28 protein-coding genes are annotated in these 24,587 nt (G+C 35.8%); 9 read left to right on the forward strand and 19 right to left on the reverse strand.

What is annotated here, in order from left to right; all coding sequences use genetic code 11:
- Positions 1 to 212: 212 nt before the first annotated feature.
- Positions 213 to 734 (forward strand): TRADD-N-associated membrane domain-containing protein, encoded by a 522-nt coding sequence (locus FVB32_RS05395; RefSeq protein ID WP_147741931.1) that lies wholly within the window; start codon positions 213 to 215, stop codon positions 732 to 734.
- Positions 735 to 752: 18 nt separating this feature from the next.
- Here the strand turns inward: FVB32_RS05395 and FVB32_RS05400 are convergent, their stop codons facing one another.
- The 6 genes from FVB32_RS05400 to FVB32_RS05425 all read right to left on the reverse strand — a co-directional run bounded on the left by FVB32_RS05400 (position 753) and on the right by FVB32_RS05425 (position 5,586).
- A complete protein-coding gene (locus FVB32_RS05400; RefSeq protein WP_147741933.1) occupies positions 753 to 1,211 on the reverse strand; it encodes a thermonuclease family protein in 459 nt (152 codons plus the stop codon).
- A 127-nt stretch (positions 1,212 to 1,338) separates the two neighbouring features.
- Positions 1,339 to 2,187, reverse strand: a complete 849-nt coding sequence (locus FVB32_RS05405) for a hypothetical protein (RefSeq protein ID WP_147741935.1) — start codon at positions 2,185 to 2,187, stop codon at positions 1,339 to 1,341.
- A gap of 152 nt (positions 2,188 to 2,339) precedes the next feature.
- Positions 2,340 to 2,915 (reverse strand): hypothetical protein, encoded by a 576-nt coding sequence (locus FVB32_RS05410; RefSeq protein WP_147741937.1) that lies wholly within the window; start codon positions 2,913 to 2,915, stop codon positions 2,340 to 2,342.
- 555 nt (positions 2,916 to 3,470) lie between these two features.
- Positions 3,471 to 3,935: an RES family NAD+ phosphorylase gene (locus FVB32_RS05415; RefSeq protein WP_147741939.1), complete on the reverse strand. Its 465-nt coding sequence runs from the start codon at positions 3,933 to 3,935 to the stop codon at positions 3,471 to 3,473.
- Positions 3,932 to 4,576, reverse strand: a complete 645-nt coding sequence (gene parS / locus FVB32_RS05420) for a type II RES/Xre toxin-antitoxin system antitoxin (protein WP_187269507.1) — start codon at positions 4,574 to 4,576, stop codon at positions 3,932 to 3,934. Before parS ends, FVB32_RS05415 begins: the two co-directional genes overlap by 4 nt.
- Before the next feature lie 110 nt (positions 4,577 to 4,686).
- A complete protein-coding gene (locus FVB32_RS05425; RefSeq protein ID WP_147741943.1) occupies positions 4,687 to 5,586 on the reverse strand; it encodes a LytTR family transcriptional regulator DNA-binding domain-containing protein in 900 nt (299 codons plus the stop codon).
- A 265-nt stretch (positions 5,587 to 5,851) separates the two neighbouring features.
- Here FVB32_RS05425 and FVB32_RS05430 point away from each other — a divergent pair, with 265 nt between their 5' ends.
- The 3 genes from FVB32_RS05430 (at position 5,852) to FVB32_RS05440 (ending at position 9,170) form a co-directional block, all read left to right on the forward strand.
- Positions 5,852 to 7,948, forward strand: coding sequence for a type IA DNA topoisomerase (locus tag FVB32_RS05430; RefSeq protein WP_147741945.1), 2,097 nt, complete (start codon positions 5,852 to 5,854; stop codon positions 7,946 to 7,948).
- A 149-nt stretch (positions 7,949 to 8,097) separates the two neighbouring features.
- Positions 8,098 to 8,856 carry a ParA family protein gene (locus FVB32_RS05435; protein WP_147741947.1) on the forward strand — a complete coding sequence of 253 codons (759 nt, stop codon included), beginning with the start codon at positions 8,098 to 8,100 and terminating at the stop codon, positions 8,854 to 8,856.
- A gap of 5 nt (positions 8,857 to 8,861) precedes the next feature.
- Entirely contained in the window at positions 8,862 to 9,170 is a 309-nt protein-coding gene (locus FVB32_RS05440) for a hypothetical protein (protein WP_147741949.1), read from the forward strand.
- A 30-nt stretch (positions 9,171 to 9,200) separates the two neighbouring features.
- Here the strand turns inward: FVB32_RS05440 and FVB32_RS05445 are convergent, their stop codons facing one another.
- Positions 9,201 to 9,728 (reverse strand): hypothetical protein, encoded by a 528-nt coding sequence (locus FVB32_RS05445; protein WP_147741951.1) that lies wholly within the window; start codon positions 9,726 to 9,728, stop codon positions 9,201 to 9,203.
- Between the two features lie 399 nt (positions 9,729 to 10,127).
- Here FVB32_RS05445 and FVB32_RS05450 point away from each other — a divergent pair, with 399 nt between their 5' ends.
- From FVB32_RS05450 to FVB32_RS05465, 5 genes are all read left to right on the forward strand, one after another.
- Positions 10,128 to 10,823: a hypothetical protein gene (locus tag FVB32_RS05450; RefSeq protein ID WP_147741952.1), complete on the forward strand. Its 696-nt coding sequence runs from the start codon at positions 10,128 to 10,130 to the stop codon at positions 10,821 to 10,823.
- Between the two features lie 458 nt (positions 10,824 to 11,281).
- Positions 11,282 to 11,560, forward strand: coding sequence for a hypothetical protein (locus tag FVB32_RS05455; protein WP_147741954.1), 279 nt, complete (start codon positions 11,282 to 11,284; stop codon positions 11,558 to 11,560).
- A gap of 69 nt (positions 11,561 to 11,629) precedes the next feature.
- Positions 11,630 to 11,773 (forward strand): hypothetical protein, encoded by a 144-nt coding sequence (locus FVB32_RS17705; protein ID WP_187269508.1) that lies wholly within the window; start codon positions 11,630 to 11,632, stop codon positions 11,771 to 11,773.
- 187 nt (positions 11,774 to 11,960) lie between these two features.
- Positions 11,961 to 12,290, forward strand: a complete 330-nt coding sequence (locus FVB32_RS05460) for a hypothetical protein (protein WP_147741956.1) — start codon at positions 11,961 to 11,963, stop codon at positions 12,288 to 12,290.
- A gap of 314 nt (positions 12,291 to 12,604) precedes the next feature.
- Positions 12,605 to 12,838: a hypothetical protein gene (locus FVB32_RS05465; protein ID WP_147741958.1), complete on the forward strand. Its 234-nt coding sequence runs from the start codon at positions 12,605 to 12,607 to the stop codon at positions 12,836 to 12,838.
- A 194-nt stretch (positions 12,839 to 13,032) separates the two neighbouring features.
- On the opposite strand, the gene FVB32_RS05470 is transcribed toward FVB32_RS05465, so the two are convergent.
- From FVB32_RS05470 to FVB32_RS05525, 12 genes are all read right to left on the reverse strand, one after another.
- A complete protein-coding gene (locus FVB32_RS05470) occupies positions 13,033 to 13,782 on the reverse strand; it encodes a hypothetical protein (protein WP_147741960.1) in 750 nt (249 codons plus the stop codon).
- A 224-nt stretch (positions 13,783 to 14,006) separates the two neighbouring features.
- On the reverse strand, positions 14,007 to 14,594 hold the full coding sequence (locus FVB32_RS05475; RefSeq protein WP_147741962.1) for a DUF3806 domain-containing protein: 588 nt from the start codon (positions 14,592 to 14,594) through the stop codon (positions 14,007 to 14,009).
- A 131-nt stretch (positions 14,595 to 14,725) separates the two neighbouring features.
- Positions 14,726 to 15,382 carry a hypothetical protein gene (locus FVB32_RS05480; RefSeq protein WP_147741964.1) on the reverse strand — a complete coding sequence of 219 codons (657 nt, stop codon included), beginning with the start codon at positions 15,380 to 15,382 and terminating at the stop codon, positions 14,726 to 14,728.
- Positions 15,383 to 15,777: 395 nt separating this feature from the next.
- Positions 15,778 to 16,698, reverse strand: coding sequence for an HNH endonuclease (locus tag FVB32_RS05485; RefSeq protein ID WP_147741966.1), 921 nt, complete (start codon positions 16,696 to 16,698; stop codon positions 15,778 to 15,780).
- 334 nt (positions 16,699 to 17,032) lie between these two features.
- Positions 17,033 to 17,707 carry a hypothetical protein gene (locus tag FVB32_RS05490; RefSeq protein ID WP_147741968.1) on the reverse strand — a complete coding sequence of 225 codons (675 nt, stop codon included), beginning with the start codon at positions 17,705 to 17,707 and terminating at the stop codon, positions 17,033 to 17,035.
- Between the two features lie 151 nt (positions 17,708 to 17,858).
- On the reverse strand, positions 17,859 to 18,443 hold the full coding sequence (locus FVB32_RS05495; RefSeq protein WP_147741970.1) for a toxin-antitoxin system YwqK family antitoxin: 585 nt from the start codon (positions 18,441 to 18,443) through the stop codon (positions 17,859 to 17,861).
- A gap of 270 nt (positions 18,444 to 18,713) precedes the next feature.
- Positions 18,714 to 19,481 (reverse strand): hypothetical protein, encoded by a 768-nt coding sequence (locus FVB32_RS05500; RefSeq protein WP_147741972.1) that lies wholly within the window; start codon positions 19,479 to 19,481, stop codon positions 18,714 to 18,716.
- An 80-nt stretch (positions 19,482 to 19,561) separates the two neighbouring features.
- On the reverse strand, positions 19,562 to 20,032 hold the full coding sequence (locus tag FVB32_RS05505) for a hypothetical protein (RefSeq protein ID WP_147741974.1): 471 nt from the start codon (positions 20,030 to 20,032) through the stop codon (positions 19,562 to 19,564).
- 246 nt (positions 20,033 to 20,278) lie between these two features.
- Positions 20,279 to 21,379: a hypothetical protein gene (locus FVB32_RS05510; protein ID WP_147741976.1), complete on the reverse strand. Its 1,101-nt coding sequence runs from the start codon at positions 21,377 to 21,379 to the stop codon at positions 20,279 to 20,281.
- 17 nt (positions 21,380 to 21,396) lie between these two features.
- Positions 21,397 to 21,699 (reverse strand): helix-turn-helix domain-containing protein, encoded by a 303-nt coding sequence (locus FVB32_RS05515; RefSeq protein WP_147741978.1) that lies wholly within the window; start codon positions 21,697 to 21,699, stop codon positions 21,397 to 21,399.
- Between the two features lie 51 nt (positions 21,700 to 21,750).
- On the reverse strand, positions 21,751 to 22,983 hold the full coding sequence (locus FVB32_RS05520; RefSeq protein ID WP_147741980.1) for a site-specific integrase: 1,233 nt from the start codon (positions 22,981 to 22,983) through the stop codon (positions 21,751 to 21,753).
- Positions 22,984 to 23,778: 795 nt separating this feature from the next.
- Positions 23,779 to 24,582 (reverse strand): alpha/beta fold hydrolase, encoded by an 804-nt coding sequence (locus tag FVB32_RS05525; RefSeq protein WP_187269510.1) that lies wholly within the window; start codon positions 24,580 to 24,582, stop codon positions 23,779 to 23,781.
- Between the last annotated feature and the right edge of the window lie 5 nt (positions 24,583 to 24,587).

The following is a 24,587-nucleotide window of genomic DNA, read 5'->3' on the forward strand; positions in this document are numbered from 1 at the left end:
ATTATTGTTGAAATAATCCAAATGGGCACTTTAAAACGAATAGATGACATGTATAACATGTAATCATTGATAAATTAATAATTTATTTTACTTTTTATTATTAATTATATGTGTATTTCATCGAATAAACTCGTTTTTCAACAAATTTCATTTCATTCAAAATTATATTTGTCACCGAATTGGAAACGATTCGTCCCAAAACCTCTTACGACATGAGCACTATGAAGCAACCCCTCTCTACCTCCGCCCCAGAATTGCCGACCCTTGATGTTCCTAATAGCCAGGAACAAGCGCCAAACATGAACTCTAAGTATGGCCAAAAGACCAAAGAATTGAGGTTTAAATTCAATAACTATATGTTATTAGGATTCAAGGTATTACAGTTCACCACTATAATTATCTGTATTCTAGGTGTCCTTTTGTTTGGATTCGGCGTAGCTGTATCTTATTTCGATAGCTCAAATCTTAGTATTACCGAAGCTATCTGTGGCCCCCTTATTTCCATAATTTCTGGATTGATGATAAAGCCGTTGAACGAGTTGAGACAAAATTTAAATAAAGAGCTCAATTCCCAGATTCGAAAAGCCGAAATCGAGAAAACCATAGATGAAATCAAAAACCCTGAAACAAAGGAGGAACAACAAGTTAAGTACCTAGATTATTTGTTGGATATCCAAGTTTTACAGGACTCCAAAAACAAATATGACGAGAGACCTGTGAAACAGGCGAGCTAGCGTTGTCAAAAGGTGTCTTTAATTATAGTTTCTACGCCAAATCCAAGGAGCTATTGGATTTTCCATTGTCCATATGCCAATATTCATTTGCCTTGCTAAAGATTCTAGTGTACTAAATTCTGAATTAGTTGAATACTTTTTAAAATGCCAAGCAAGTCCCTTTTTTAGCAATTCTTCAGATAGGTTTTTCCCTGAATCGTAATTGATAAAACCTATAATTCTTCCATACCTGTCCTTGCCCTTTTCTTCAACAAATACCAATTTCAAATATATCTCATCTGAAGTGAACCTCTTGGCAACCTTGCTAAATGGCTGTGCGTATTCTGGACAATCTATATCTGCAACCCGAATGACATGCTGTTGGTTATCCTCGTCAAGGATAACTACTGTATCTCCATCTTTTACTTGTACAACCTTTCCTTTGAGTTGTCCAAAGCTAATTAGGGGCAATAAAGCGCAAAGCCACAATATTTTCATTGTCTGTTCTAGTTAAAAAAAGGGCTATGCTGCTTATGACCGATAAACCAAATATAATAGGTTTTCAAAAAATGGTAGGGAGGATAAATGCTTTTACAAATGTTATGTTGAAACAAAAAATTTAAAACTAATTTCTCAATGGAAAATCCAAAGTATACAATGGACCGAAGCTTGAACTTAACTTTAATTGTATTCTTAGGTTTATTTTATTCAAGTACTCTGAAATTAAGGTTTCTTCATCTAAGTTTCCTTCAATAGAAGTTATATCCATAGAAGTAAAACTATTATCAGGAATAGCCTGACCCCTAGCTGCTCTCGAACTGTTTGAATCGGATTTTTTTGACTTTCCTGTTAGATTTGTAGGTCGTATAGTCTTTGGTTTTCTTAGCGCTAATACAAGACTAAAATGTTTTTCATCATCACCAGTAATGATGATGGGACCATTCTTTAGTTTTGACAGATTTTTTCTTTTGTTCAATGTATAATATCCCAATGGAACTATTTCAAGATATTCATTTATAAAATCCCTCATTTGCGATTTGGTATCAAAGTAGGACCCTCTATAGTAATCATGTCGGTTATATAAATCCAAATTATTTGGGTCATAGTAATTTGCCGTGAATTCATCTATAACAATTGGTTTGGTGTTGTCTATACCAAAAATTTCTTTTTCCAGTTCAGTAAACTTCGGAACCGTGGAATGATAAAACTTAAATTGTTCAAAGGCACGAGAAAGTTCAATCTTATACGACTCTTGTGAACCCCAATGTTTAGGTGCATTATACAACTTCCTGTTAACATTATAGTCCGACAGTTCACCTTCTCCTGTGATTAAACCCCTAAGCTCTTTAATTCTACTTATGACACGTGCGGGCTGACTGCTTTTTAGATGATAGTTTTCTAGGTAATTATTTATTGCTACAGTTGGTCCAACCCCTAGTTGATTGTATTTATGATGGTCGGATAGAAAGGTCACATCATATAAAGATAAACGAGTGCCAGACCGGTTCGGATTCTTTACAATAATATTTACATTATATAAATCAAATGCACTGTGATTTATTACTTGACTTGGGACATCATTTTTGTTTAAGCTATCTATGCTGGTTCTGACTAAATTAAATACTTCTACGACTGGAGCTTTTTTTTTATAATGTCGTCTTCAATAGTCCTGGTGTCAGGAATCCCGGCTATTCTATTATTCAATATTTCTAGAAAAACGTCCCAACCGCTATCCACTAGAAAGAATCGCTCACCTGCCATATCCCTAATTTTCTCGGTATAGCGTTTTGAACGCATCATTTTTTTTAAATCCTTCTTTCTAGCACAAAAACTAATCATGTTTGCATTCCAAGCAGTCGCAAGTTGCTCAGGAGTCCTTGTTTTATATATTGCTACCCTTTGCTTAAAATACTTATAATTATTTTCCCCATCGGCTGTTTCTATTGGGCTTAAAACTGATGATGGATTCAGGATTTTTTGCAAGGCAATATCAAAAACACCCAACCCTTTTGTTAATGCAGCCGATATGGAATCATTTCTAACAAAGTGTTCTGGTTCTAGAAAAAATGTACCCTTACAACCAGTATTTTTATTTCCTATAGCTGCAGTAGTGGTATCACTTAGAGGTCCACAAGAACTTAGGACTAATAGAAATAATGAAAGGGGAAGAAACTTGAATATGGCAGTTATCAATGATTTCATGAGGTTTTAAATGGTTGATAATGTAACAATATAGAAAAAGTTTTCATTTTATTCTGTATAATCCTACAAAACATGTCGTAATAAATTTATACAAATAATAACTTTACATTAAAAAATGAATATATCGAAGTCACAACGTCTTATCCTTTGCATAAGATGTTGTCCGTTATACGGAGCAATCCTTGCCCTTTTGGACAAGGACTTCAGGGACGTATGTTCCTAAAGTCTAGGTTGGCTTCATTTACCTATGATTCATTTTCCACCATCGACGACAAATCTAGCCCGTGCCTTCAAAATCTGCTGCAATACTTTTTTTAAAAATAGGGCCTCCCTCCTGCAGGGGATTCCGCCACTATTTTTAAAGTTGGGCGCAAGCTTCCAAAAGTCTTTTGCGGATTCAACACGGGCATTGTACAAGGTATCGACGGGGGGACTAAATTCACCACAGGTGAAGCTCAACTTCTTTAAGGGTCCTAATGAAATCTTCGATTTAATTCCTATTGATAAATAGATTAAATAGAATATTTATACTATTGCTTATTAGGCTATTTAGAATTATCGATTAAATATGCGCTCATCAAAGGGAAAGTCCCTTATGTCATTAATTTTTACTAGGTTGGTGTATTCAGGAAAGTTAGGATTCAGTAAGTAATTAAAATCACCTTCAACGATAACCGAAGGTACTTTTAACGCCAATTGCAGGGAACTTTCAATAAACGTATCTCCTATTTCTTGAGTGACATAAGAGGCGGGAAAGGAACGCCAATTCACATGTTCCAGTTGTTTCTGGTCAAAAACCTGGATCATTTCGTCTGGAAATTCTAACTCTAGAATGGAATACCCTGTTGGGACAAGATGTAAGGGGAGATGAACTGAAGCTTCTGCCATTGCCAATGCCCTTGATTGTCCTGTATAAAGCATTCTGATACCTTTATTATTCCATCTTCCACCATACAGATAGGCTCCAGTACCAGTAAGGTCATTGATAAATTGTGTTTTACCTAATCGATATGCAATCATGCGAACAAGCCATGTTCGATACGGCCAAGCTCGTCTTTGACCATGCTAATACCGAGGTTGGTATCTAATAAAGAAAGTGGGGTAACCTTGCCCAAGGGAATGTTTTCTGTATGCAACCATATGTGAAAGCTTTCCTTGTCGTTGAAAACTTCCATCCCTTTATGATATAGTTGTTTGATCTCTATGATACGCTCTGATTGCTGTGCCTTAAAAACCTTATCTTCTTTTTTGTACCGCTCCAAGGTTCGGGTGGTTGTGCCCAACACCCTGGCCCAAGCAACAGTATCAAACTGCATTGGTGCTGCAATCTTTTCAAAATCACCATAGCCAATCCCTTCCCTGATTGCATCTACTAATTGGATTCCCCTGGCATCATCGTTCCAATCAAAAGCTGCCATCTTCAAAACTTCTAGGCCCGTTGCTGTGGCCATAGAAAGCGTTGTTTTACCAACTCCCTTGTGACCAATAATACCAGTAAAACCGTGGCGAACGGCTTTTACCTTCCCTGAAGCTTCTTGCGAACTCAAGATGATATTACCATCGGCATCAACAGTTGCTGATATGGGTTCAATTTTATGGTGGAGTTTTCCACCCACAAAGCTTTTTTTGACCTTTTTAGAGGCACCGATTTTTTTTGCCATGCCATTTTTTACTTTTATACTGACAATAAATATACCAAATGTCATTATTATAACGACAAATTTCGGTATTTTATTTTTTACCACGCCCTGATAATACGAAATGGTTTATTTTAACCAAATTCATTTTTCATTACTAATTGTTTGATTTCTTCAGCTTTGGATTTATGAAATGGAATAAATTCTTTTGAATATTTAACCCTTATTAATGAGGTTAAATGATTCATTGTAACTAGAAATTTAGAATTTAAAATATAACTACGATGGATTCTTATAAAATGGGCTGGGAGGTATTTTTCAAAATGCGAAATACCTTCCTTTGCTTCTACGCTGGTATCATCTTTCATAAAAAATAAAGTATGCCGTCCCTCAGCTTTTAGATATAGAATGTCATTTGTGTCCAAATAATTATAAGTGTCATCATCTCTTATATCTTTTGTTAGCACTTTCTTTCGTTTTTCCTTGACGATTTTGGCATTTAATAAATGGAAATCTTCTAGTTCATTGATTACTTTGAGTAAATGAATTCTTATAATTGATTCTAACTTTTTTGGTCTTTTATACGTCCAATATAATGCACCTAAACTTTGTAAACTCTTCTTGAAGTTTTGAATCTTTCTAATCTGCTCTGGGTCAATTTCACTTGGAGGAATGGGTTTGTCCTTAAAGTAAAACATAATCTTTATTGAGTTTGGATTATTCAGCAATCTATTGTAGGCTCTTTCAAATTCTTCTAAGGTGCCAGAATCAGCTCTCTTTGTGGGGGTCCCAAACCTTGACCACATGATACCGAGAAATATGTCGTACTGATCATTGATCTGCTTGTTGATGACATCCTGGGCATCAGTGCCAATTGATGGGTAGGCATGTGATTCCCATTTAACCAGTTCTAGAAGGATTTTCCGACTGGCCAAGACCAAATTGAGTTCTTCAATAACTTTTCCAACTTTTACTCTTTCTCCAGGAATATCCCCTGGAGAGGCAAGAAAAACCCGATATCTCTTAATATTCATGAAATATGATATAATCCAATGAATCTATGAATTTTTCAAACAAATATTGGTAATGATTATGTTCAATTGAATATTAGAATTTCCTTCCTAAGTAAAAGAATCATAGAATTTTCTGGTCCTATGGGGATATACCCAGAATTTCATACTTGATTGCAAACTAAGTTGTTTGTAAAGAATTCCACAATTTATAATAAATAGTATATTAGATATAAATATAATATTTATTATATTTAAAGTATTAAGTAATCTTTAATGACTCGTCAAAATGAAAGTAATTCTCGCAGAAAAACCGAGCGTAGCTCGCACTATTGCCTCCGTTGTTGGGGCCTCTACCAGAAAAGATGGTTACTTTGAAGGTAACGACTATCAAGTAACATGGGCAATTGGCCACCTTGTCGGACTATCAATGCCTAAAGCCTACGGCTATGAAAAATGGTCTTTGAACCATCTTCCAATTATTCCTCAACCTTTTAAATTGGAAATAATTGAAGACCCCAGTATTAAAAAACAGTTCAAGGTTATTGAATCCTTATTTAAGAATTGTAAAGAAATCATCGTTGCCACAGATGCGGGTAGGGAAGGAGAATTGATTTATAGGTATATTCATCTACTTGCCATTCCGGCTGAAAACGTCACTATTAAGCGTTTATGGATTTCGGACCTGACGGATAACACCATCCGCAAAGGATTGGAGCAATTACGCCCTATAGCCGAGTTTGACCTACTCTATCATGCTGCTCGTGCTCGCAGTGAAGCGGATTGGTTGGTAGGTATTAATTTTACCCAAGGTTATACCCTTGCCAGTGGAAAAGGAAAGCCCCTCTCTATAGGCAGAGTTCAAACGGCTACTCTACGGCTGATAGTTGACAGGTATAGTGAACATACTAGTTTTCAATCTACCGCTTTCTTTATTCCAAAAATTACCTTAGAGGACCCAAATAAACCTTTTGTCTTGTCCTGTGAGGAGAAATATAAAGATAGGGCAAGTGCTGAGCTACTTTTAAACGACCTAAAGGACAGTATGTCAGCGCCCATTGAAAGTACTAATAAGGTTAGTAGAGAAAAAGCTCCTTTGCTCTATGACCTAACCACCCTACAACGAACGGCTAATAAGGTATATAAGTATACGGCAAAACAAACCTTGGATACAGCTCAGGCACTCTATGAGCGTCATAAGCTTGTAACCTATCCTCGAACGGACAGCCAATATCTCACCGTTATCCAAAAACCTGAAATCATAAAGACGTTCGAAAAAATGGACACTATTTCTATTAGAGAAATCACAACGGATTCACTTAAAGAAACCTGTATCAAAGGGGTTACAGATAATCCTGTTTTCAATAATGGTAAAGTAACTGACCATCACGCCATCATACCTACAGGAAAAACTGGTCGGTTGGATGATCTCTCTGAAGTCGAGAAAAACCTTTATTTAATGATTGTACAACGTTTTTACCAATCTTTCTTACCAGATTGCGAGAAAACTACCAGAAGACTGCAGACGATTATTGGGGAGCAGTTTTTTAACACAAGTAGCAAACAAACCCTTAAAATTGGGTGGAGAGTGCTTTCTCCTGAAGGGGAACCGGAAGCTATGCTGCCTACATTGCAGCCCAAAGAATGCAGGACAATTCTTGAAACCGTTATACATGAGGGAATGACCAAACCCAAGCCCATCTATACCGAGAGTTCACTCTTAGGGTCAATGGAAACGGCAGGGCAATTTGTCCAGGATAAATCGCTGCGAGAGGGACTTAAAGAAAGGGGCCTGGGAACTCCAGCCACAAGAGCGGCCATTATCGAGACACTTATAAAACGCGAGTATATAATCCGGGCCAAAGGAAAGTTATTGCCAACGGAAATTGGGGCGGGGCTTATCAATTCCATTAAGGAGCTGTCCGTATGCTCTCCTGAACTTACAGGGGATTGGGAGTTTAAGCTTAAGCAAGTAGAACGTGGAGATTTGGCCTATGAAGAATTTATGTCAGAGATCCGCAGCTATGTAAATATTACTTTTCCCAAGCTGCTTGAATCAGCACAAATGGTTAAAGAACTCCAAACTTCAGAAGAAAAGGAAAGGGACTTTAGTTTTGGTAGTTGCCCTAAGTGTTCTGGAGGTGAGATACGAAAAGGAAAGAAAAGCGCTTATTGTACGAATTGGAACGCGGACCCAAAATGCAATTTTACGATTTGGCTCTCCTCATTTGGTAAAAAATTGACCGATACTCAGGTTAGTAACCTAATTCATAAACGGGAAACCTCCAAACTAAAAGGATTTAAGAGTAAGGCGGGAAAGCCCTTTAGCGCGCAATTGGTCCTTGATTCAGAATTCAAGGTTAAGCTCTTGTTTCAAAAGAAGTAATCAGTCTATTTAGACTATTTATTTTATTTAAACTATTTTGTATATTTATAATTATTCATGTAGTCTAGGTATGAATTCTATTAAAAACAAAGTCAATTTGACTGGACATTGAGGCAAGGCCCTGAAATCAAACTACATAATTCTATTGAATGAAAATTATAGCAATAAGCAACCAAAAAGGAGGAGTTGCCAAGACAACTACCTGTCTTAACCTTGCTGCATATATATCCAAAAAGAAAAAGGTGCTACTTATTGATTGCGACAAACAGGCCAATCTGACAAAAAACCTTGGTATGGAAGGGGCTAAAACATCAATTAATGATCTATTCCTAAAAAGAAAATTTGATGTTGTCAATGTTAGAAAAAACCTTGATCTAATCCCAAGCTCCGTTGATTTTGTTGGTATCGACCTTTTGATTCAAGGCGAATTGGCCAGAGAATCCATTTTGAAGAAAGCATTGGATAGGTTGGAGAGCAATTATGACTTTGTTTTTATCGATTGCCCTCCAGATATGAACCTGGTAACGGTCAACGCCCTTACTGCTTCAAACTATGTCATTATTCCCGTACAGGCAACCCAGTTTAGCATGGATGGAGTAAACATTATGATTGATTTTATTGGTGGTATTCGTGAGAGCATAAATCCAAAACTAAATTTATTGGGCATACTCGTAACACATTTTGACAAACGACTGAAAATAAGCAAGAGTATTGAACAGGATTTTAAAGATAATAATTGGGAAATGGCTCTTTTTAAAACAAGGATTAGAAGAAATACTGCAATTGAAAATTCGCAGCATAAGGATTATAGGATGACCATTTTTGAATACGATAATCAAAGCAAAGGCGCTTTGGATTACTCTAACTTAGCAAAGGAAATATTAAAATTGATTAAGAACCTAAATTAAACCTCATGGGAATAGAAAATCTTCTTCCACCAAACAACTCAAGTTCACAGAACCCAAAAAAGCGGGGACCAAAAACAACCACTCCAAAAGAGAAGCAACACACCTTTACCGTTAGGCATGGTGTTTCTACAAAAGTACTATTAGATAGAATCCAAAAAATAAAGGAACTGACCACGCCAGGAGCGGACAATATTTCAAAAGGTGGAATAATAAGGGAAGCCCTTGAGCTTTTGGCAAAGGACATGGATTATGCCAAACTTGAAAAGAAATATGCTGAGTTTGTACAACATATCAGTGAAGAATCCATTAACTAAGGGTTATGAATTAATTTTGTTTCTTTTATATTAGAATGGACCCATCCAAACCGGAAGCTCAAATTCCGTTCCAGCCTTTGGTTTGCAACTTACTGTCCTGGTGTGTTTCGAAATGTCCACGTCAATTTTTATGGAATACCTCCAAAAATGGAGATGGCCCTCTACATATACTGGTACTCCCCAACGAACAGTCATCACAACAGAAGTTTTACTGGTTTCATCTTCAACAAATTGGACACCTTCAAAATCACACTCGCAATCGGGGTTTGTACATCCAGTCTTTTTCATTGTACTTAACGACCACGCATCAAATCGAGCTTCTATTATACCTTTAATCGCTGTTTCTGTTAAATCAGGTGCATCCTCATCTTGTTTTACAAGCAGATTTGAGAGAGAATCTTCACCTTCAAAATTTTCGGGCCAAACAGTGGTATAGCCCCCAGTAATCCATACAGACTCCGTACAATTACAATAACAAACAGGTGTTTGTGAAACTAATTCTCCTATTTTGGGCATTTTATAGGTCTTACCCCTATTGCTAAACACTTTTTCTTTCATGATATATGTTTTTGAATGTTTAAAACTAAATAGCTCCAGAATGCAATGATTAGGAGTTTATACAATTAAATCCAGGGGAGCTAAAGGGGAAACTTAAATATAGTAATTATTTGATATACAGATAATAGGTGATTATATAATAGATTGTTTTGGTAGCCGATATATCTACTATCCGATTTTGGATGAATAACAATTCTATATCTTAAAATAGAAGGTATTTCATCGATAAAATTGTTAAAAAGATGAAGTTGGAAATCCATTCATCTGCTTTATTGCGTAAGTGTTTTCGAATTCTATTGAAACCTTCATTTTTTATTAAATAGACAATAATTAACAAAAAAAATTAAGGCATATTCAAAAATTCAAACGAGAATATTATATAACCCTAATTTTTAACTTATGTCTTTTTCCCTGATTGCCCCAAAAGTTACTTTAGTATCGACCCTTGTTTTGATTCTTTTCCCTGTGTTGGTTTTTTCCAATAACAATGCAGCAAACCTAGATATGGTTTATTCTGGAAATTCTGAGTGCAAGGAATATATTTTTGAAACGATAAAGCGAATTTCTGAGTTTTACGACCATGACATTCATATGACGCAGACAACTCTTGAAGGAACCTTGGAAGTCAAAGCAGACCCGACCAACTATTACTGGCCAGGATTGGGCAAGGTTAACCTCATTGAACGGTTGAGCTGTCTTAAAGAACAAAAAACGAGGGACATTGCTGATTTTAAGAAAAACAACGTCTGTCCTTCTAATGAGGAGCTAATAATGGAGCAGGCTATTCAAATGGCGATAGCTTATTATACGGATGGCTGGTCTTTGATACTTCCTCCAGCATGGACACATGTTGATGTCGGAGAGCTATTCAAAGGGAATGTCCTAGGTGGTGAAAACAGCATGCCCAATGAGGCCAAGCGTGAAATCTATAATGTTTTGGGCATGGGTGAAAACCACACTATTAGACAGGTATTGGACAATCCTCTGCAGCCAAATAAATGGGGGGTAAAATTGGATGCTCCAAAGATTGAGATACCGAAACTTCCAAAAGTAAGAATCGAATTACCGCCAATCCCAAATCCATTGGATTGGTAATTGGGAATGCCTGGTACCAATTCAGGCATCAACAGTAGATACTACGCATGGCTTAAAGGCCCTTTGGAAATTTTTGTTTTCACAGGGCTTTTTTTACTTTCAATCTGTAAGAGCAATCTGGCCGATATCGTTAAAAACTGTAAGATTTTGACCCATTTTAAGCCCCTCTAAGGCACTCAAAAAATGTAAAAGCCTGTAGGGCAGGTGAATAGAAAGTCCTATAACAGGTTTTATGTTAAATAGAATGCCTGAGAGCTTCTTTAAGACAGATAAAAAATAATAGAAAGAAAATTCATAATACAATATGAATGCAAAGGTAAACACGTAAAATATTCCCATCAAAAGACTACGGCATAACCAGACTCATACTTCGCTCTTTTTATTCCGTTTCCTTATTGAGCTGAAATTTTACTAGCATTTGGGACTTGGCAAATATTGTATAATCTAAAATCTTAATTATGAAAAATCAAGAAATCAAAATCGTTGTCTTAGACCAGGTGTTTATCACAAACCTTGAAAACATCAAGGCTAACTATACACTTGAAGCTGAAATAGCATCAGAGTTTGGAAAAACCAAGGAATTTCGTAGCCATGAGCATTTCAAAACAATCGAAGCTTACACATCGGCCTTGGTTGCTGGGAAGATTGAGAATTACGATAATGAGTTAGAGCTAGACACAACACACGATTTGGGAGATTATCCCGACGGGTTCAATCCAGACCTATACGGCTTGTAAAAGTCGACACGCTTTTAGGTTGGGAAGTTAAGAACCTTTTTAAATTAAGTCCGGCACAAATCCTCCATTATGATAGAGAAGAAATCAACATCCGCAAGCGGGGTGCTTTCTAAAATAGTAACAAAGGATGGTCCTGAAATTGATGATGATTTTGGTAATAATAAAAATTGCCGTCAAAAGGACGATAATGGTTTCAATTGTTTTCATTTTTAATTGGTTGTAATGGTTAATATTTTTTTGGTTGGTATTTTGGTCTATAGACCGAAGGCAAGAAGTTTCAAAATTAACCGATAATCTTTAGACTAAAAAAAACATTAAATTTTTCGAGGATCCTCAATTATTAATTAAGGCATATTTGAAAATTAGTTTACATATTTGGATAATTCAAACATCATTTATAATGGCCTTATCTTTTGAAAATTCTGATTTAGACATAACCTATACCCATTGGAAATGTGAAGGGAAGGACAAGTATTTTCTATTTCCGCCATTAAGCCTAAACAACAAATTGTTAGGGGTTCAGTCAAGAAATCGAGTTGAGCTGTCGCGTATAGATTTTACTCTGAAAGAAAAAGCTGATAGTTTAATCTTTGAAGACCTTCATAGCGGGTTTCGTTTTATGCTAGACCTTTCCGATGTTTCGATTGGGAAAATTCACTTTTCTGGCCATAGTGGACTAAAGGAAACCTGGATAAGAATACCCCTTGAACAAACATCAGTTTGGATGTAAAGCGTTAACTCATCAATTTGAACCCAACCTTGTCAATCACTCAGTCTGTATGAGGCTCGGATTTAGCTTTATGTATTAAACCTGTATGTCCTTACAACATTGTTCTGGACTCATATTGTTTTCTGTTTCAACAACAATTATTTCAACACAAATCTTAGATGCTGCCCCAATTGCCCTTTCGGGATCACAAAATAAATAGCCGGCGCTGCGCTTGTTATTTTTTTTGCGCGTTCGCAAGCTCATGATCCCGGTCCAATTGTGGCTACACATCCTTCTAAACGTGTATAAATAATGTTTAACATAAAACAAAAATCATGAGTAAAGTAAAATTTAATGTAGTACAGACAACAGGAACATTTAAAAATGAAAAAGGCGAAGCTAAAAACCGATACCAACAAGTTGGAGTGGTTTTTGAAAACGAGGAGGGTCATCTATCGATGAAATTAAACTCATATCCATTGCCAAACGAAAAAGGCCAAGTATGGATAAATCTCTTTCCCCATGAGTCAAACACCGAAACTACCGAAAAATCCAAGAGAGATGCTTAATCCACGATTCTAAACAAAATGAATCCTTCCAATGGAGGGATTTTTTTATGTCCTAGCCTACGCCCTAATTTTGTCATGGTTTTTAATTCAAGAGCACACACCATAAAGTTTAACGGTCTTGTGTATGGTTAGTTGCGGACTTTTCCAACGGAAAACGTCCGCCCGCAATTAATTATACACCGTGTTGGCATTCGTTATTTTTTTGACAGTTCCGTACATTTTTCATCAATAGAAACTGCTTCGGGACTGTCCGCAAATTTATCTCCCATTACTTCTTTAAAGGGGTACTTTTGATATTCATCGATTAGGCAATCGCAATATTTCTCAATATCGTTTGTTTCTTCAAATTCAGTCCCAACAAGTTCCTTTTTCCAGTTTTTGCGCATTGAATCTGCTAAACGCTCAGTCCATTCCATATTTTGACCATAACATTCGTCTAGACCAATACTTAGGAAGATAGAATCCTGTTGAACCTCTTTGAAAACCTCAATTATTTTGTCTCTTTCAAGTCGACTTTTGTATTTTTCTTTTAATTCAGGGTTGTCCGTTAACTTTTCAACGAAACATTTACAAAATTCCTCACGTTGTTTATCATCGGGGATAAGCCTTTTATTCCCGTCTATGCACTTGCCAAGAGGTATTTTTATTCCATTTACGGTAACAAAATTTGAAGGAACAATTTTGCGACCAACATTGAGGAAAGCGAAACAAAAGAAAATTCCGAACGCAATGCCAAAATATTTTAGAAATTGAATCTTGGTCAACTTGTTTTTAGTTGCGGAAAATCCAGTTCCGATTAGCCAAGTACATATCAAAAGTATAATTATAACTCCTCCAATAACTCCAGCCGAGTACCAAGAGCCTGCTTCGCGACTTGCCGCAACATATTCAACTCCCGCTCCCCAAAGCAATAGAAATCCAACAATAATTTTTAAAGTCCTCAAATCTTGATTGATTTTTTATAATGAATGCCAACGGTCTCGGCTATGCTTAGTGCGGCGCAGAAATCCGACGGATTTCCAGCTACGCGCTAAGCAAAAGCTTTTGGTTTTGTTTTTTCTTTTTTTGTCTAAAGCAAAATCCCAAAGATTTTGCGACTTTATAAATATACACAGACCTCGACTTAAAGACCGAAGTCCGTATTAATTATAGGCATTGTTACCTGCAGTTATTTTTCTCGAATATCAATTTCCATTTCACTTTTTGCCTCTTGAATTTTACTTTTAATTATTAATTCAATTCCATCAAGTGATTTTTCACGTTCTTCAACTATAGCCTTATAGACAGATGAATAGGGGAATCCATTAATCTTATATTCTTTATGTATAACAGTTAAATCGGTACCATACTCGTCACTTAACACTTTCCATTCACAGTCCAAATTGTCCACAATATTTTGTCCAAAAGCACTACCAATAAGAGCAACAACTAACTCTTCGGATTCTTTTTCCGGTGATAAGTCCATTTTCCATGCATTTAGAATTAAATCCAGATTTTTTGATTCTAAAATACCTTGATTGACCTTCGAATACTTTTCGGCAAATATTTTCGCTTTTTCAATGTCCTTCTCGATTAGTTGAAGTTGTTCTTCCGTTAATTCTTTTAAAGAAGTATTACTAGAAGGTCTGCCTTCTGATTCCGTAGTCTCAATTTCTTGGCCGTCAATAACTACAGTTTTTTCTTCAACTTTTTGTTTGCAGCTTTTACCAATAATTGCTAGAGCTAGAATGATGTAAATTATAAAAGGTTTTTTCATAATTGCAGGTAACGGTCTCGGCTATGATTTCGTTGTGGAATCATCCGCAGGATTATTCCGCCGAAATCCAGCCGTTTGATTTATACTTTTATTTTGGTATGGCACAAAACCACAATGAATTATAGCCATTGTTAGCGCCAGTATTTTCTATTTTTATTTAAGAATCCGAGTACCTTGTTAGAAATGACGCTTGTCAAATTATTCGTCACACAATTAATAGTTCCAGATTCACAAGCGAATGTAAATCCTGGGTTTTGGTCGTCAGCTGTCAGTTCTTCATCAAGGACAATTTCATCAAATTTTAGATTATACAGTTGATATCTAATTTCTCCACTCATTCCATTCTCATTCTGTACAAATTCAACTCTTGGAATATTCACGACCCAATTCATATTGTGTTTTTCCGCAATCTTTTTCAATTCCGATTTTGTTGAGTTATTTGTCTCGTGTGCTGGATAAACCATATGGTTTTCGTAGTATTCAAAAAGTTTAAAACTGAAATAGAAATTTAGTCCAAATGTAATTTGAGAGCCTAAATCCATTTTCTCCATAAATAGGATTTCCTTTTCTGATTTCAGTTCGAAATTTTCTCCATTACTTTCTCTTACTCTTTGCTTATGTTCCTCTGTCAATTTCTGTTCACGCTGATACATTTTCGTGATTGAATCAAGTGCTTTGTCTGTAACCGTTTCTTGAGGACTTAATACAACTATAGAAGGAACTCTATTTTCTTGGGAAAAAGAGGTCAAATAGTAAAAAAGTGATATTATCAGTAGTAGTTTTTTCATATTGGCGCTAACGGCCACACGGCTATGGCGAGTAGTGTTGCGAGCGGAGCTTGCATTAGCTACTGTGAGCCATTAGACGCTGATTCGCCATGGCCTATGTTAGGAAATGTAGCGAACAGCGGTTGTGAGAGCCTGTTATTGGGTATTAAATATAAGGTTAATCTGGGCGAAATGGCAGTCGTACTGTGTGGCCGTTAGGAGAAATAGTTCAAGAGGGGGTATCGCTGCGCGATACGGCTTGAACGACCGCAGGTATTTTTCCTAACGGTAAAGTGTATGATTTCGTTGCGTATTTCAGCACCTAATTTAGCAAATACAAACCGAATAGAAAATCCTCGCGGATTTTCGTAAGTAGGCGAGTATTAGCAATGAATTATACACGGTGTTGTGCTTAGTTATTTTATTTTCACATTAAAACTCTCAAGTATTTCATTTCGAGTTTCTGCAATTAGTTCTTCGTCAACTTTATAATATTCTTCAGGGTTTTTCACACCAGTTGATAAACTCATATTCATTATTTCTTTTTTAGAGTAAACAAACGAAGGTGTCTTAGGAATACACATCCTCAAAGCCATTATCTCCGCAAGTGCATAAAGATGAAGTGGAAATTTATCATTTCTCTGTTCCTCCAATAATAGACCTTTTCTAAAATCCGATAATAATTCTTCATTTAGATAGTTCTTTGTCAAAAAACCATCTTCTATTGCCAAAATGAAAACCATTTTTTTGATTTTAATCATTATCATTTTGGGATACACAAAAGTCCTTAAATCAAAAAAATCTTTGTCAGATTCGAACACATATAAACTTGATGGAAGGCAAAATCCGACACCATCTTTATATGCGTTTTGTATCATTCTAAAATTGTCGGTGTTAATTATCTTTTCAGCAGTTTCTTTGTGTTCTAAATCGTCTATTTTTAAATAATCATTATAAAATAGTCCGTAATAAATCTTGGAAAGCCAAGTGGAAATTAAAGATGTTGAAGAATTGTCTGGACTATAAATTATTGATATTCCAGATTCTTCCTTTTTGATTTCCTCAAATAGTTTCTCTGGTTCATCAAGTAATTTGAGAATTTCATTTTCATATTCACTCCCAAAATTACTATTACAATCCTTATGTGCAGGAACCTTTACACGACTATATTGAAACACTCCTTTACCAGTAACTGTCTCCTCTTTAATGCCTAATTTTCCTAATAGGCTATCAGGAATTATATGCTCTTGAGTTTTTTTGTCCTCAATAATTTCAGAACAAAAGAAACAAGTTCTTCGCATATTATTATTTATGGTCTTTTTCTTAGGTTCTGTCATAATTAAGCACAACGGCCACACGGCTATGGCGAGTAGTGTTGCGAGCGGAGCTTGCATTAGCTACTGTGAGCCATTAGACGCTGATTCGCCATGGCCTATGTTAGGAAATGTAGCGAACAGCGGTTGTGAGAGCCTGTTATTGGGTATTAAATATAAGGTTAATCTGGGCGAAATGGCAGTCGTACTGTGTGGCCGTTAGGAGAAATAGTTCAAGAGGGGGTATCGCTGCGCGATACGGCTTGAACGACCGCAGGTATTTTTCCTAACGGTCCCGGCTATGATTTCGTTGTGGAATCATCCGAAGGATTATTCCGCTGAAATCCTGCCGTTAGATTTATAGATTAAACATCGATTTAGCTTTTTGCCACAATGAATTATAGCCATTGTTGCCATTAGTTTTTATTCCGTCAATGAAAGAATCCAATTCGGTCTGTTTCAGGTCATTCGCATTGTCGTAAACTAAATAAAAAGTCAATACAAAATTCCCAACTTCGTAAGTCAATATTCTTAAACTTGAAGGAATTGGTTCAGTTCCATTTTTAATTTTATATTCAAATCCGTATTCGGTCGAAAGTGCTCCAGTCAAGTCGTTTTTCAGAATTCTTTTGGCATTCATTGGAACTTCGTTTGTCTTTTTTGCTAAATATGGTGTCCACATTAACTCAAACTTGTTTATGCTCCGAATGTTCAGGTTGCTTCCACCTTTCAATGCTCTAATGTCAAATAAGTAGCACGCAATGATTGGTCTTCCATTATTTTTTTTGAGTGTAAAAACAGGTGGGAAAATCCGGTTTTTAAAGTCTTCTCTGTCTTTTTTTGAAAATTCCGAGTTTTCTGGAAAAACATATTCTGTTTTAAAACTTTCAAAAATTCCGCCGTCATCAACTGTAAATCCGTTGGGTATTGGAATCGAAATTCCGATGTCGTTCAATTCAACAGTATTTTCTAAAATTTCAACCTTTGGTTTGAATTTCAGCTCTCGGATTTTTATTTGGTCAGTTAGTTTCATTCAAATTAATGGCAACGGTCTCGGCTATGATTTGTGGCGGCGTTGGAAATCGTTAGATTTCCCGCCGTGGCAAATCCAGCCGTGGATAGTTTCTAAGTTTCAAGTTAACGAATTGCAGCTATAAATTATAGCCCTTGTTACCATACGTTTTTTAGTCCGTTCGTACAGAGTTTGAATTTAAGTCAAACCAGTTCTTTGATATTAATAAACCTTTCTTGTTAAACTTGGCAGTCATTAGGGGTGCTCCCATGTTATAGTATATCACGGATTTCACATGTCCATTTTCATACCACTCCGTCCACACCCCATTTTCAAATCCACCTTCCTTTTGCCCAGAGATTTTTGGTTTTCCGTTTTTATAGAATTCCAATACTTGTTCATTGAATTGAATCGGTTCAATCGTATCCTCAGTTCGCTTAAATTCCAGTTTCTTTTTGAAAAGAACTAAATCCCCTAATTCTTCCAAAGAAAATTGGTTTAGTGAATACTCAAGTACTCGGTATTTCCGTGTTCCTATAGTTAATATTGAATCAGAAATCGAATATTTTGCCTTGAATTGTCCAAAATCTTCTTTAATATCCAATATTCCGTCCTTTTGAAATAAGTAAATGCTTTTGGAAACATGATTTGATTCCTTTTCACTTTTAGGCCTTAATAAAAGTTCTGGGTCTTGTTTGGGTTTTTCATGCTCCCAAGTCCCAAGAATTTGGTTTTCAAGCGAATCTTGTCCGTTCATAATGATTGGAACAATGAACAGAATCGAAAAAAGGGTATGACTAATTAAATTGTTCAAAATGTATGGTAACGGTTTTGTGTATGAAACGTAGCGTGTAAAAAGACGCTAGCTTTTCGGATAAATACAGAGCCGAATTTTTATATTTTGTTTTTAACTTATCAATCTTAAAAGCCGAATTTAAAAATTTGGCGGTCTTTGCAAATAAACACAAACCCTTCGATTTAGGACTTACTAGCTATGTTTTATACACCTTGTTAGGCACAGTTATTTTTATTCCTTTTTGTCAAATGGTATCACTCCATTTTCTGTCAATTCTTTTTTTAGTTTATCTGCATAATTATGTGCATATTTCTCTTTCTCAGAACTGGGAAGCTGAAAATATCTATCATTTCGTTTTTCCCATTCTGAAAACTCTTCCTCCTCAAAACCTGGTCTTTCTACAAATTCCAAATAATGAACATAATGTCCAAATTCGTGTATTAAAGTTCGATATAGTTGCGTGTTTCTAATCGCATTTAAGTCAAATTCTGCTATATAATTTCTTTTGTCTTCTTGAAAAATATGTCCGTCCTCTTTAAGTCTTTTCAGTTCTTTTTGTCCATCTAATCCAAGTTTTCTGCTCCATTTAAGTTTTTTATCTCGACTTTGTGCCTCAAGAATTATTGCAGGGAAATAATCGTTTTCGAATTCGTAAGAATAAATCAACCTGCCCCAAACAGAAGATTTAATTTCCTCTTTTCGTTTTGGTTGTCTTAAGACAATAAATCTTAAATCTCCATAATCTGCTTTAGGTATATTTTTAATTATTTCACTAATGTCTCTGATAGTACAAGCGTGAGCAGAATCTTTTCGAGTTTCTTCTGTTATAAATACAAATTCGTGACTATTTATTGTTCTATAATCAATTGAGTAGTTTTCAAGACGCTCGTAAAATTCTCGAAACGGTTCTAAAGGTCTTGGTATTTCTAAAGAATTATCCTGTCCAAATCCTTGTTTAGCTGTTCCAATATTTCTATTTCTTCTTGTTGGATTGAACATTTTGCTTTAATTGTGCCTAACGGTCTTGGCTATGATTTCGTAGCGAAGCTATGAGTTATAGCTGTTGTTGTACCCAGTTTTTATTCAGTTAGTCTTTGTTTCCTTTCCGCAATTCGTTTCTCAAATTTTGGATTCCGCTCAATTCCACTTATAAAGTCAAGCTCAAAACTCCCAATCGTTATAAACTCAAAGTCTACAAAAAAGAAATGTTTTAACCCATTTTGCTTTAAAACCTGATTTCTATTCTTTTCAGGTAATCTGTCAATTTCTAGAGTGTCCGAAATAGGTTTTTCGAATTGGTAAATCCGCAATTGATTTGTGTTCAATTTGAGTATTTTTTTCAATCCACTTAAGTCGGTCTGAACGTCCATTTCCATTTGTCGGACAGATAGATTTTTGAATTCAGTTCCGCTTTGAGTTTTCAAATCCGTTTTCCACCATTGAATTACTTCATTCGGCACAAACTTGTGGATGAAAATTGAATTCAAGTCCTTGTCAAAAAGTTCCCAAATTTCCTCGTTAGAATTTATTTCAAATACTAGTTCATTCATTTTTCAAATTGGGTACAACGTTAGGATATATAAACCTACCCTAAAAGGTAATGATATCCAAAGTAAAGTAGTAGTTATCCAATACTTTTTCCTTGAGGTAATGATAACGTATTAAAATATGGTTATTTTATACCTCCTACAATAGTATCCGACTATAATAATGATATACTAAAAGAAATGAAAAGTAAAGTGTTTAATTTCCTTTAATCTTAACCTGGGCTGCCTTCTTAAACAATAAGGCAAAGATTATAGTTTATCATTACTAAAAACTACTCCATAAATATAACCTGGAACATTTTCTATTTTCCTATGGTCTGCTCTTTGATATTCTCCATAATATCGCTTACCGTCAAATCCTGTCTTGGCCACCAATCGGTTATGAATTCTGGCCTTAATGTCCTTAAAAGCAAATCTATCAATGATTTTCAAGATTTGCTTATGGGAGAGCTCGTACTTGGTCAGAAATTCATAGGCTATTCGCTGATCATTGTTCAAAGTTGACAAATTATCATATTCAACCTGGACCATAATACTACGGATTGGTTTTCCTCTAGTTGAAAAATAATTATTGCCATTTGGCACAACTATTATACCGGTGTCTTTTTTATCCGAGATTTCTTTCAACCATTTATTTAGTTGTCGTCTTAAGCTCTTCCATCCATCCACACCTTTGTACGAAGTCTGTACAAATTCTTGATCAGATATTTTAAATATGTTCTGTTGTAACTTTTCTTGGGACTTGTCCCGTAAATGGCCATAGCCTAAAATCAAATAAAGTTCATCCTTTGAAAATTCAAAGGTGTATTTTTGGAGTTTGCTGAAGGCCAAGAGCTTTTCAAACAATTTTTTAGTCTGGCTTTCCTTAAATTCAATAAAAGTTTGCGGGTAATATGAAATATATTGGTCGTATTTCGGAAAACTTTGTTCGAACAATTCCCTTACCAATCTGTTTTCTTGGAAGTGGCCTTCATCGAGTTTGTTGATGTAGAACAATGGAAGAACATCATCCAAAATTGAAACCTCCAGTATAAAATTTTGATTGACAATACATCTACTGAATAGGTTGTAAATCGAATAAAGCGTATCGCCTTTTAGATATTTAAAAGTCACTTTTGATTCCAACAGATCCTCTGTCAGTTCCTTATAATGGTTCTGCCGAATATCTTCCAGGGTCAGGCCCTTTGCCAAGAAATACGGTTTTAAATCTATCTTGAAATTACTTACAATTTCCTTTTGTTTGCTGGTCATATGTTGTACCAACATGATGAAGTCTTTTTGTGTGGCCGTAAAATCATAATATGCGTTTACAAAGCGCAAGGGCTGGAGTACTTTTGCTGTGGTTTTCATGACGAGGGTTTTTTCGTTTACATTCTAGTTGGGCTAACTAGTTTCGGGTTGTTCCGGGCAATGTTCAACAGTTCTTTTTTGGAAAAGAATATGGATCGCCCAACTTGGTAATAAGGAATCAATTCTTTCTTTTTCCATTTAATCAAAGTTTGGACCGTCACTCCCAAAAGGTCACATGCCTCTTGTTGGGTCAATCTATCTTCTTCTGGTGCAACACTCACATCGCTTATCAATTCGGTCTTACGTACTTTGTTAATTACGTATTCTACAATTTTTTCCAAATCTTGTTTGGAATAGGCATACAAAACTGTCTTACTCATAATTTAATTAATTAGGATTCTACAATGATTATTTGATAATTATTATTTGTTTTAGATTTTGTCCCATGTCCTGCTCATTTCATTTTTTTTAAAATGTTCTGCTATATCCAAATATTTCATAAATGAGGCCTCATCCTTATGTCCTGTGATATTCTTTACAACCTTCTCGTTCATACCAAGGATAAGGCTATTGGTAACAAAGGTTTTCCGTGCAGTATGGCTTGTAATCAGTTTATATTTTGGCAAGACTCTATCCACTCTTCTTTGTCCAATAAAACGGGTAATATTAACTGGCTTGTCAATCCCGACAATTTCGCAGCATTCCTTGATATATTGATTGAACTTTTGACCAGAAATGCGCGGTAAGGGCTCATAAATACTACCCTTGTACTTTTCCAGAATATCAATTGCCATTTTGTTCAAAGGCACTTTGTGATCAATACTTTTGGTCTTAATTATGGACAGCCTGAGGTAGTCGTCATAGACATTTGAAGGACGTAATCGGGAAAGGTCGGAGAACCGCAACCCTGTAAAACAACCAAAACAGTAAAAGTCCCTAACATATTCTAGACGTCTTGTTTTGAATTTATGATTGTAGAGTAACAAAAGTTCCTCCATCGTCAAATAGATGACCTCAATATCATTGCTGACCCTTTTGAACTTTCTGAATTCCTGGTTTGAATGATACCCTCTGAGCAAAGCCCAATTCATAAAGGTTTTGACAAAAGCAACTAGCTTTCCAAAGTAATTGTTCATTGTTTCACGCTCCAGAAATGCATAATCCCTGAAGGACTCATAAAACCTTTGGTCCAAGTTCTGGAAACTTAACCCATAGTTTTTAGCCTGGTCAAAATCCCGGATAAAGTTTATACATGAACCGTATTTTTTTATGGTCCCAATGGCGCGTGTTGTTCTATGTGTATCCACAAACTCCTCGAAAGCCCAATAAATATCCATTATGCTTTCTTTCTTAGCACCCCATTTCAATCTTTCGAGAACATAAGGTTTTGTCAATTCATCACCGTTAAGTATAGCATGGCGGTAAATCTTCTTTATTTTGACTTCAAGTTCATCAAGGACGATATTGTGTTCAATATGGAAATTGTAGGGCTCCACTTTTAGATTTGGTCTTATTCTTTGATTTTTCCAATCTTCGGGTTTTACTTTCACACCACGGACATCCCTTCTAATCCGGTTGGAGTTAAAAGTGATGATCATACGAACCGGGGCCAACCCTTTTTTAGTGATTTTCTCTAATCTGAGATTAAAATGAATGTATAACATGCAACCCTTCTTTTACTGAAGTTTAATTTAATTATTGTTAAAGAGGTTGAATGTCTGTAGAACAGGGGTCAAATTGGGGGTCAGGAATTGAACTAAAAATTCCTAAACCCTATTTAACTCCTCTAGGGTTAGATTCTTTACCCATAAATATACTGGTTTAAAATGTAGCCATATTCCTTAACTTTATTTACAAGCCCAGGTGGGACCACGTCAATGAACATATGGCCTCCGAGAGATTCGGAGGCTTTTTTCTTTTGATTGTTTTCCCATTTTACCCTAAGTTTTGGTTTTTCATCAATAGTAAATCTTTGAAATTTATATCCTTTTAGATAAGATTGGGCCTGCAAATAATCTAAAACCAACATATTATTTAATCATAATCAGGAGGTCACCCAACCCTAAAAACGATTCAAAAGAATTAGTGTGTGCTGTAGTTGGCTTCAGTTAAATAATGATTGAAGAAAATTTATTGTGCTCCTCAAAAAAGGTAGATTAAAAGAATGGACGGAGAAAATGGAGAAAGTCCCAAAAAATGTTCTTTTTCTGGGACTCTAGCGAACCCATCATTACAAAGAGTTACTTAATTCAAGTCGTTGGGATAAGAGATATTTTGTAATATTCCCAAGGGGCGCATTCAATGCCTAAATTTTGGCTTTATCGGTTTTAATCGAGTTGCAGATAACATCATAACTACTCTCGTAAGGTTAAATATCATGAACTTGTCTTGATATAGTGATGCTACTTTGTCCAAGTGCCAAAAGTTTCCTTGTATCTGTCCATACTTGATGCCACATTTTAACGCTCTCCATTTTGTAAGAACTGAGTGCTCTTCGTTAGAAAAACATACCGATTTGAACCCGTTATGGCAATATGTCCCGTATTGGGAACAATCCACAATTCGGAATTGGGCAAAAATTTGTGTAGGGTAATGGCTGGATCAATTCCCATTATTTCATCGCGGTCTCCATTAACGATTAGCACCTTTGTTTTTATTGATTTTAAGGTTTCATCACCTATGCTTATTCTATAGTTGAGATTTTGGTCGAACAATCTCTTTATTTGGCTTTCTCCTCCGTAATGTGTCTCTTTCAGTTCTTTGATGAACGAATCGGGCAGGTTTTCATAAGAGAATGTCTTATCTAGATTTGTGTTTTCTTTACCATCATATATGGGAGCAACACCAATCAAGACCATCGATTCGATTCTTTCAGGATGTAAGCTGGCCAGTTTTAAGAGGGTAAGCCCTCCGTAGCTTAACCCTACGGCCTTTGCTTTTTCTATTTTTAAAAAATCCAACAACTTCAAAATATCCGAAGCGGTTTTTTCTATACTGAAATCATCAGTGAGTTCAGAAGATTTACCATGTCCCCTAAGGTCAATCGCATAAACTTTAAAATGTTGTGCGTAGGTCGGTATGTATTCTGACCAAAATTGGGAGGACTGTGTCCAACCATGTAGTAAAAATAGAGGTTCACCCTCACCATGAACCTCGAAGTACATGTTGATTCCATTGATATTTATGATCTCAGTTTTTTTATGGGATTGCCCAAAGTTTTGCCCTGAAATGAGTGTCATTGTTATAAGTACTAAAAATTTCATGTTAT

Origin of the sequence: Flagellimonas hymeniacidonis (assembly GCF_008040165.1) — a bacterium.
GTDB lineage: Bacteria > Bacteroidota > Bacteroidia > Flavobacteriales > Flavobacteriaceae > Flagellimonas > Flagellimonas hymeniacidonis.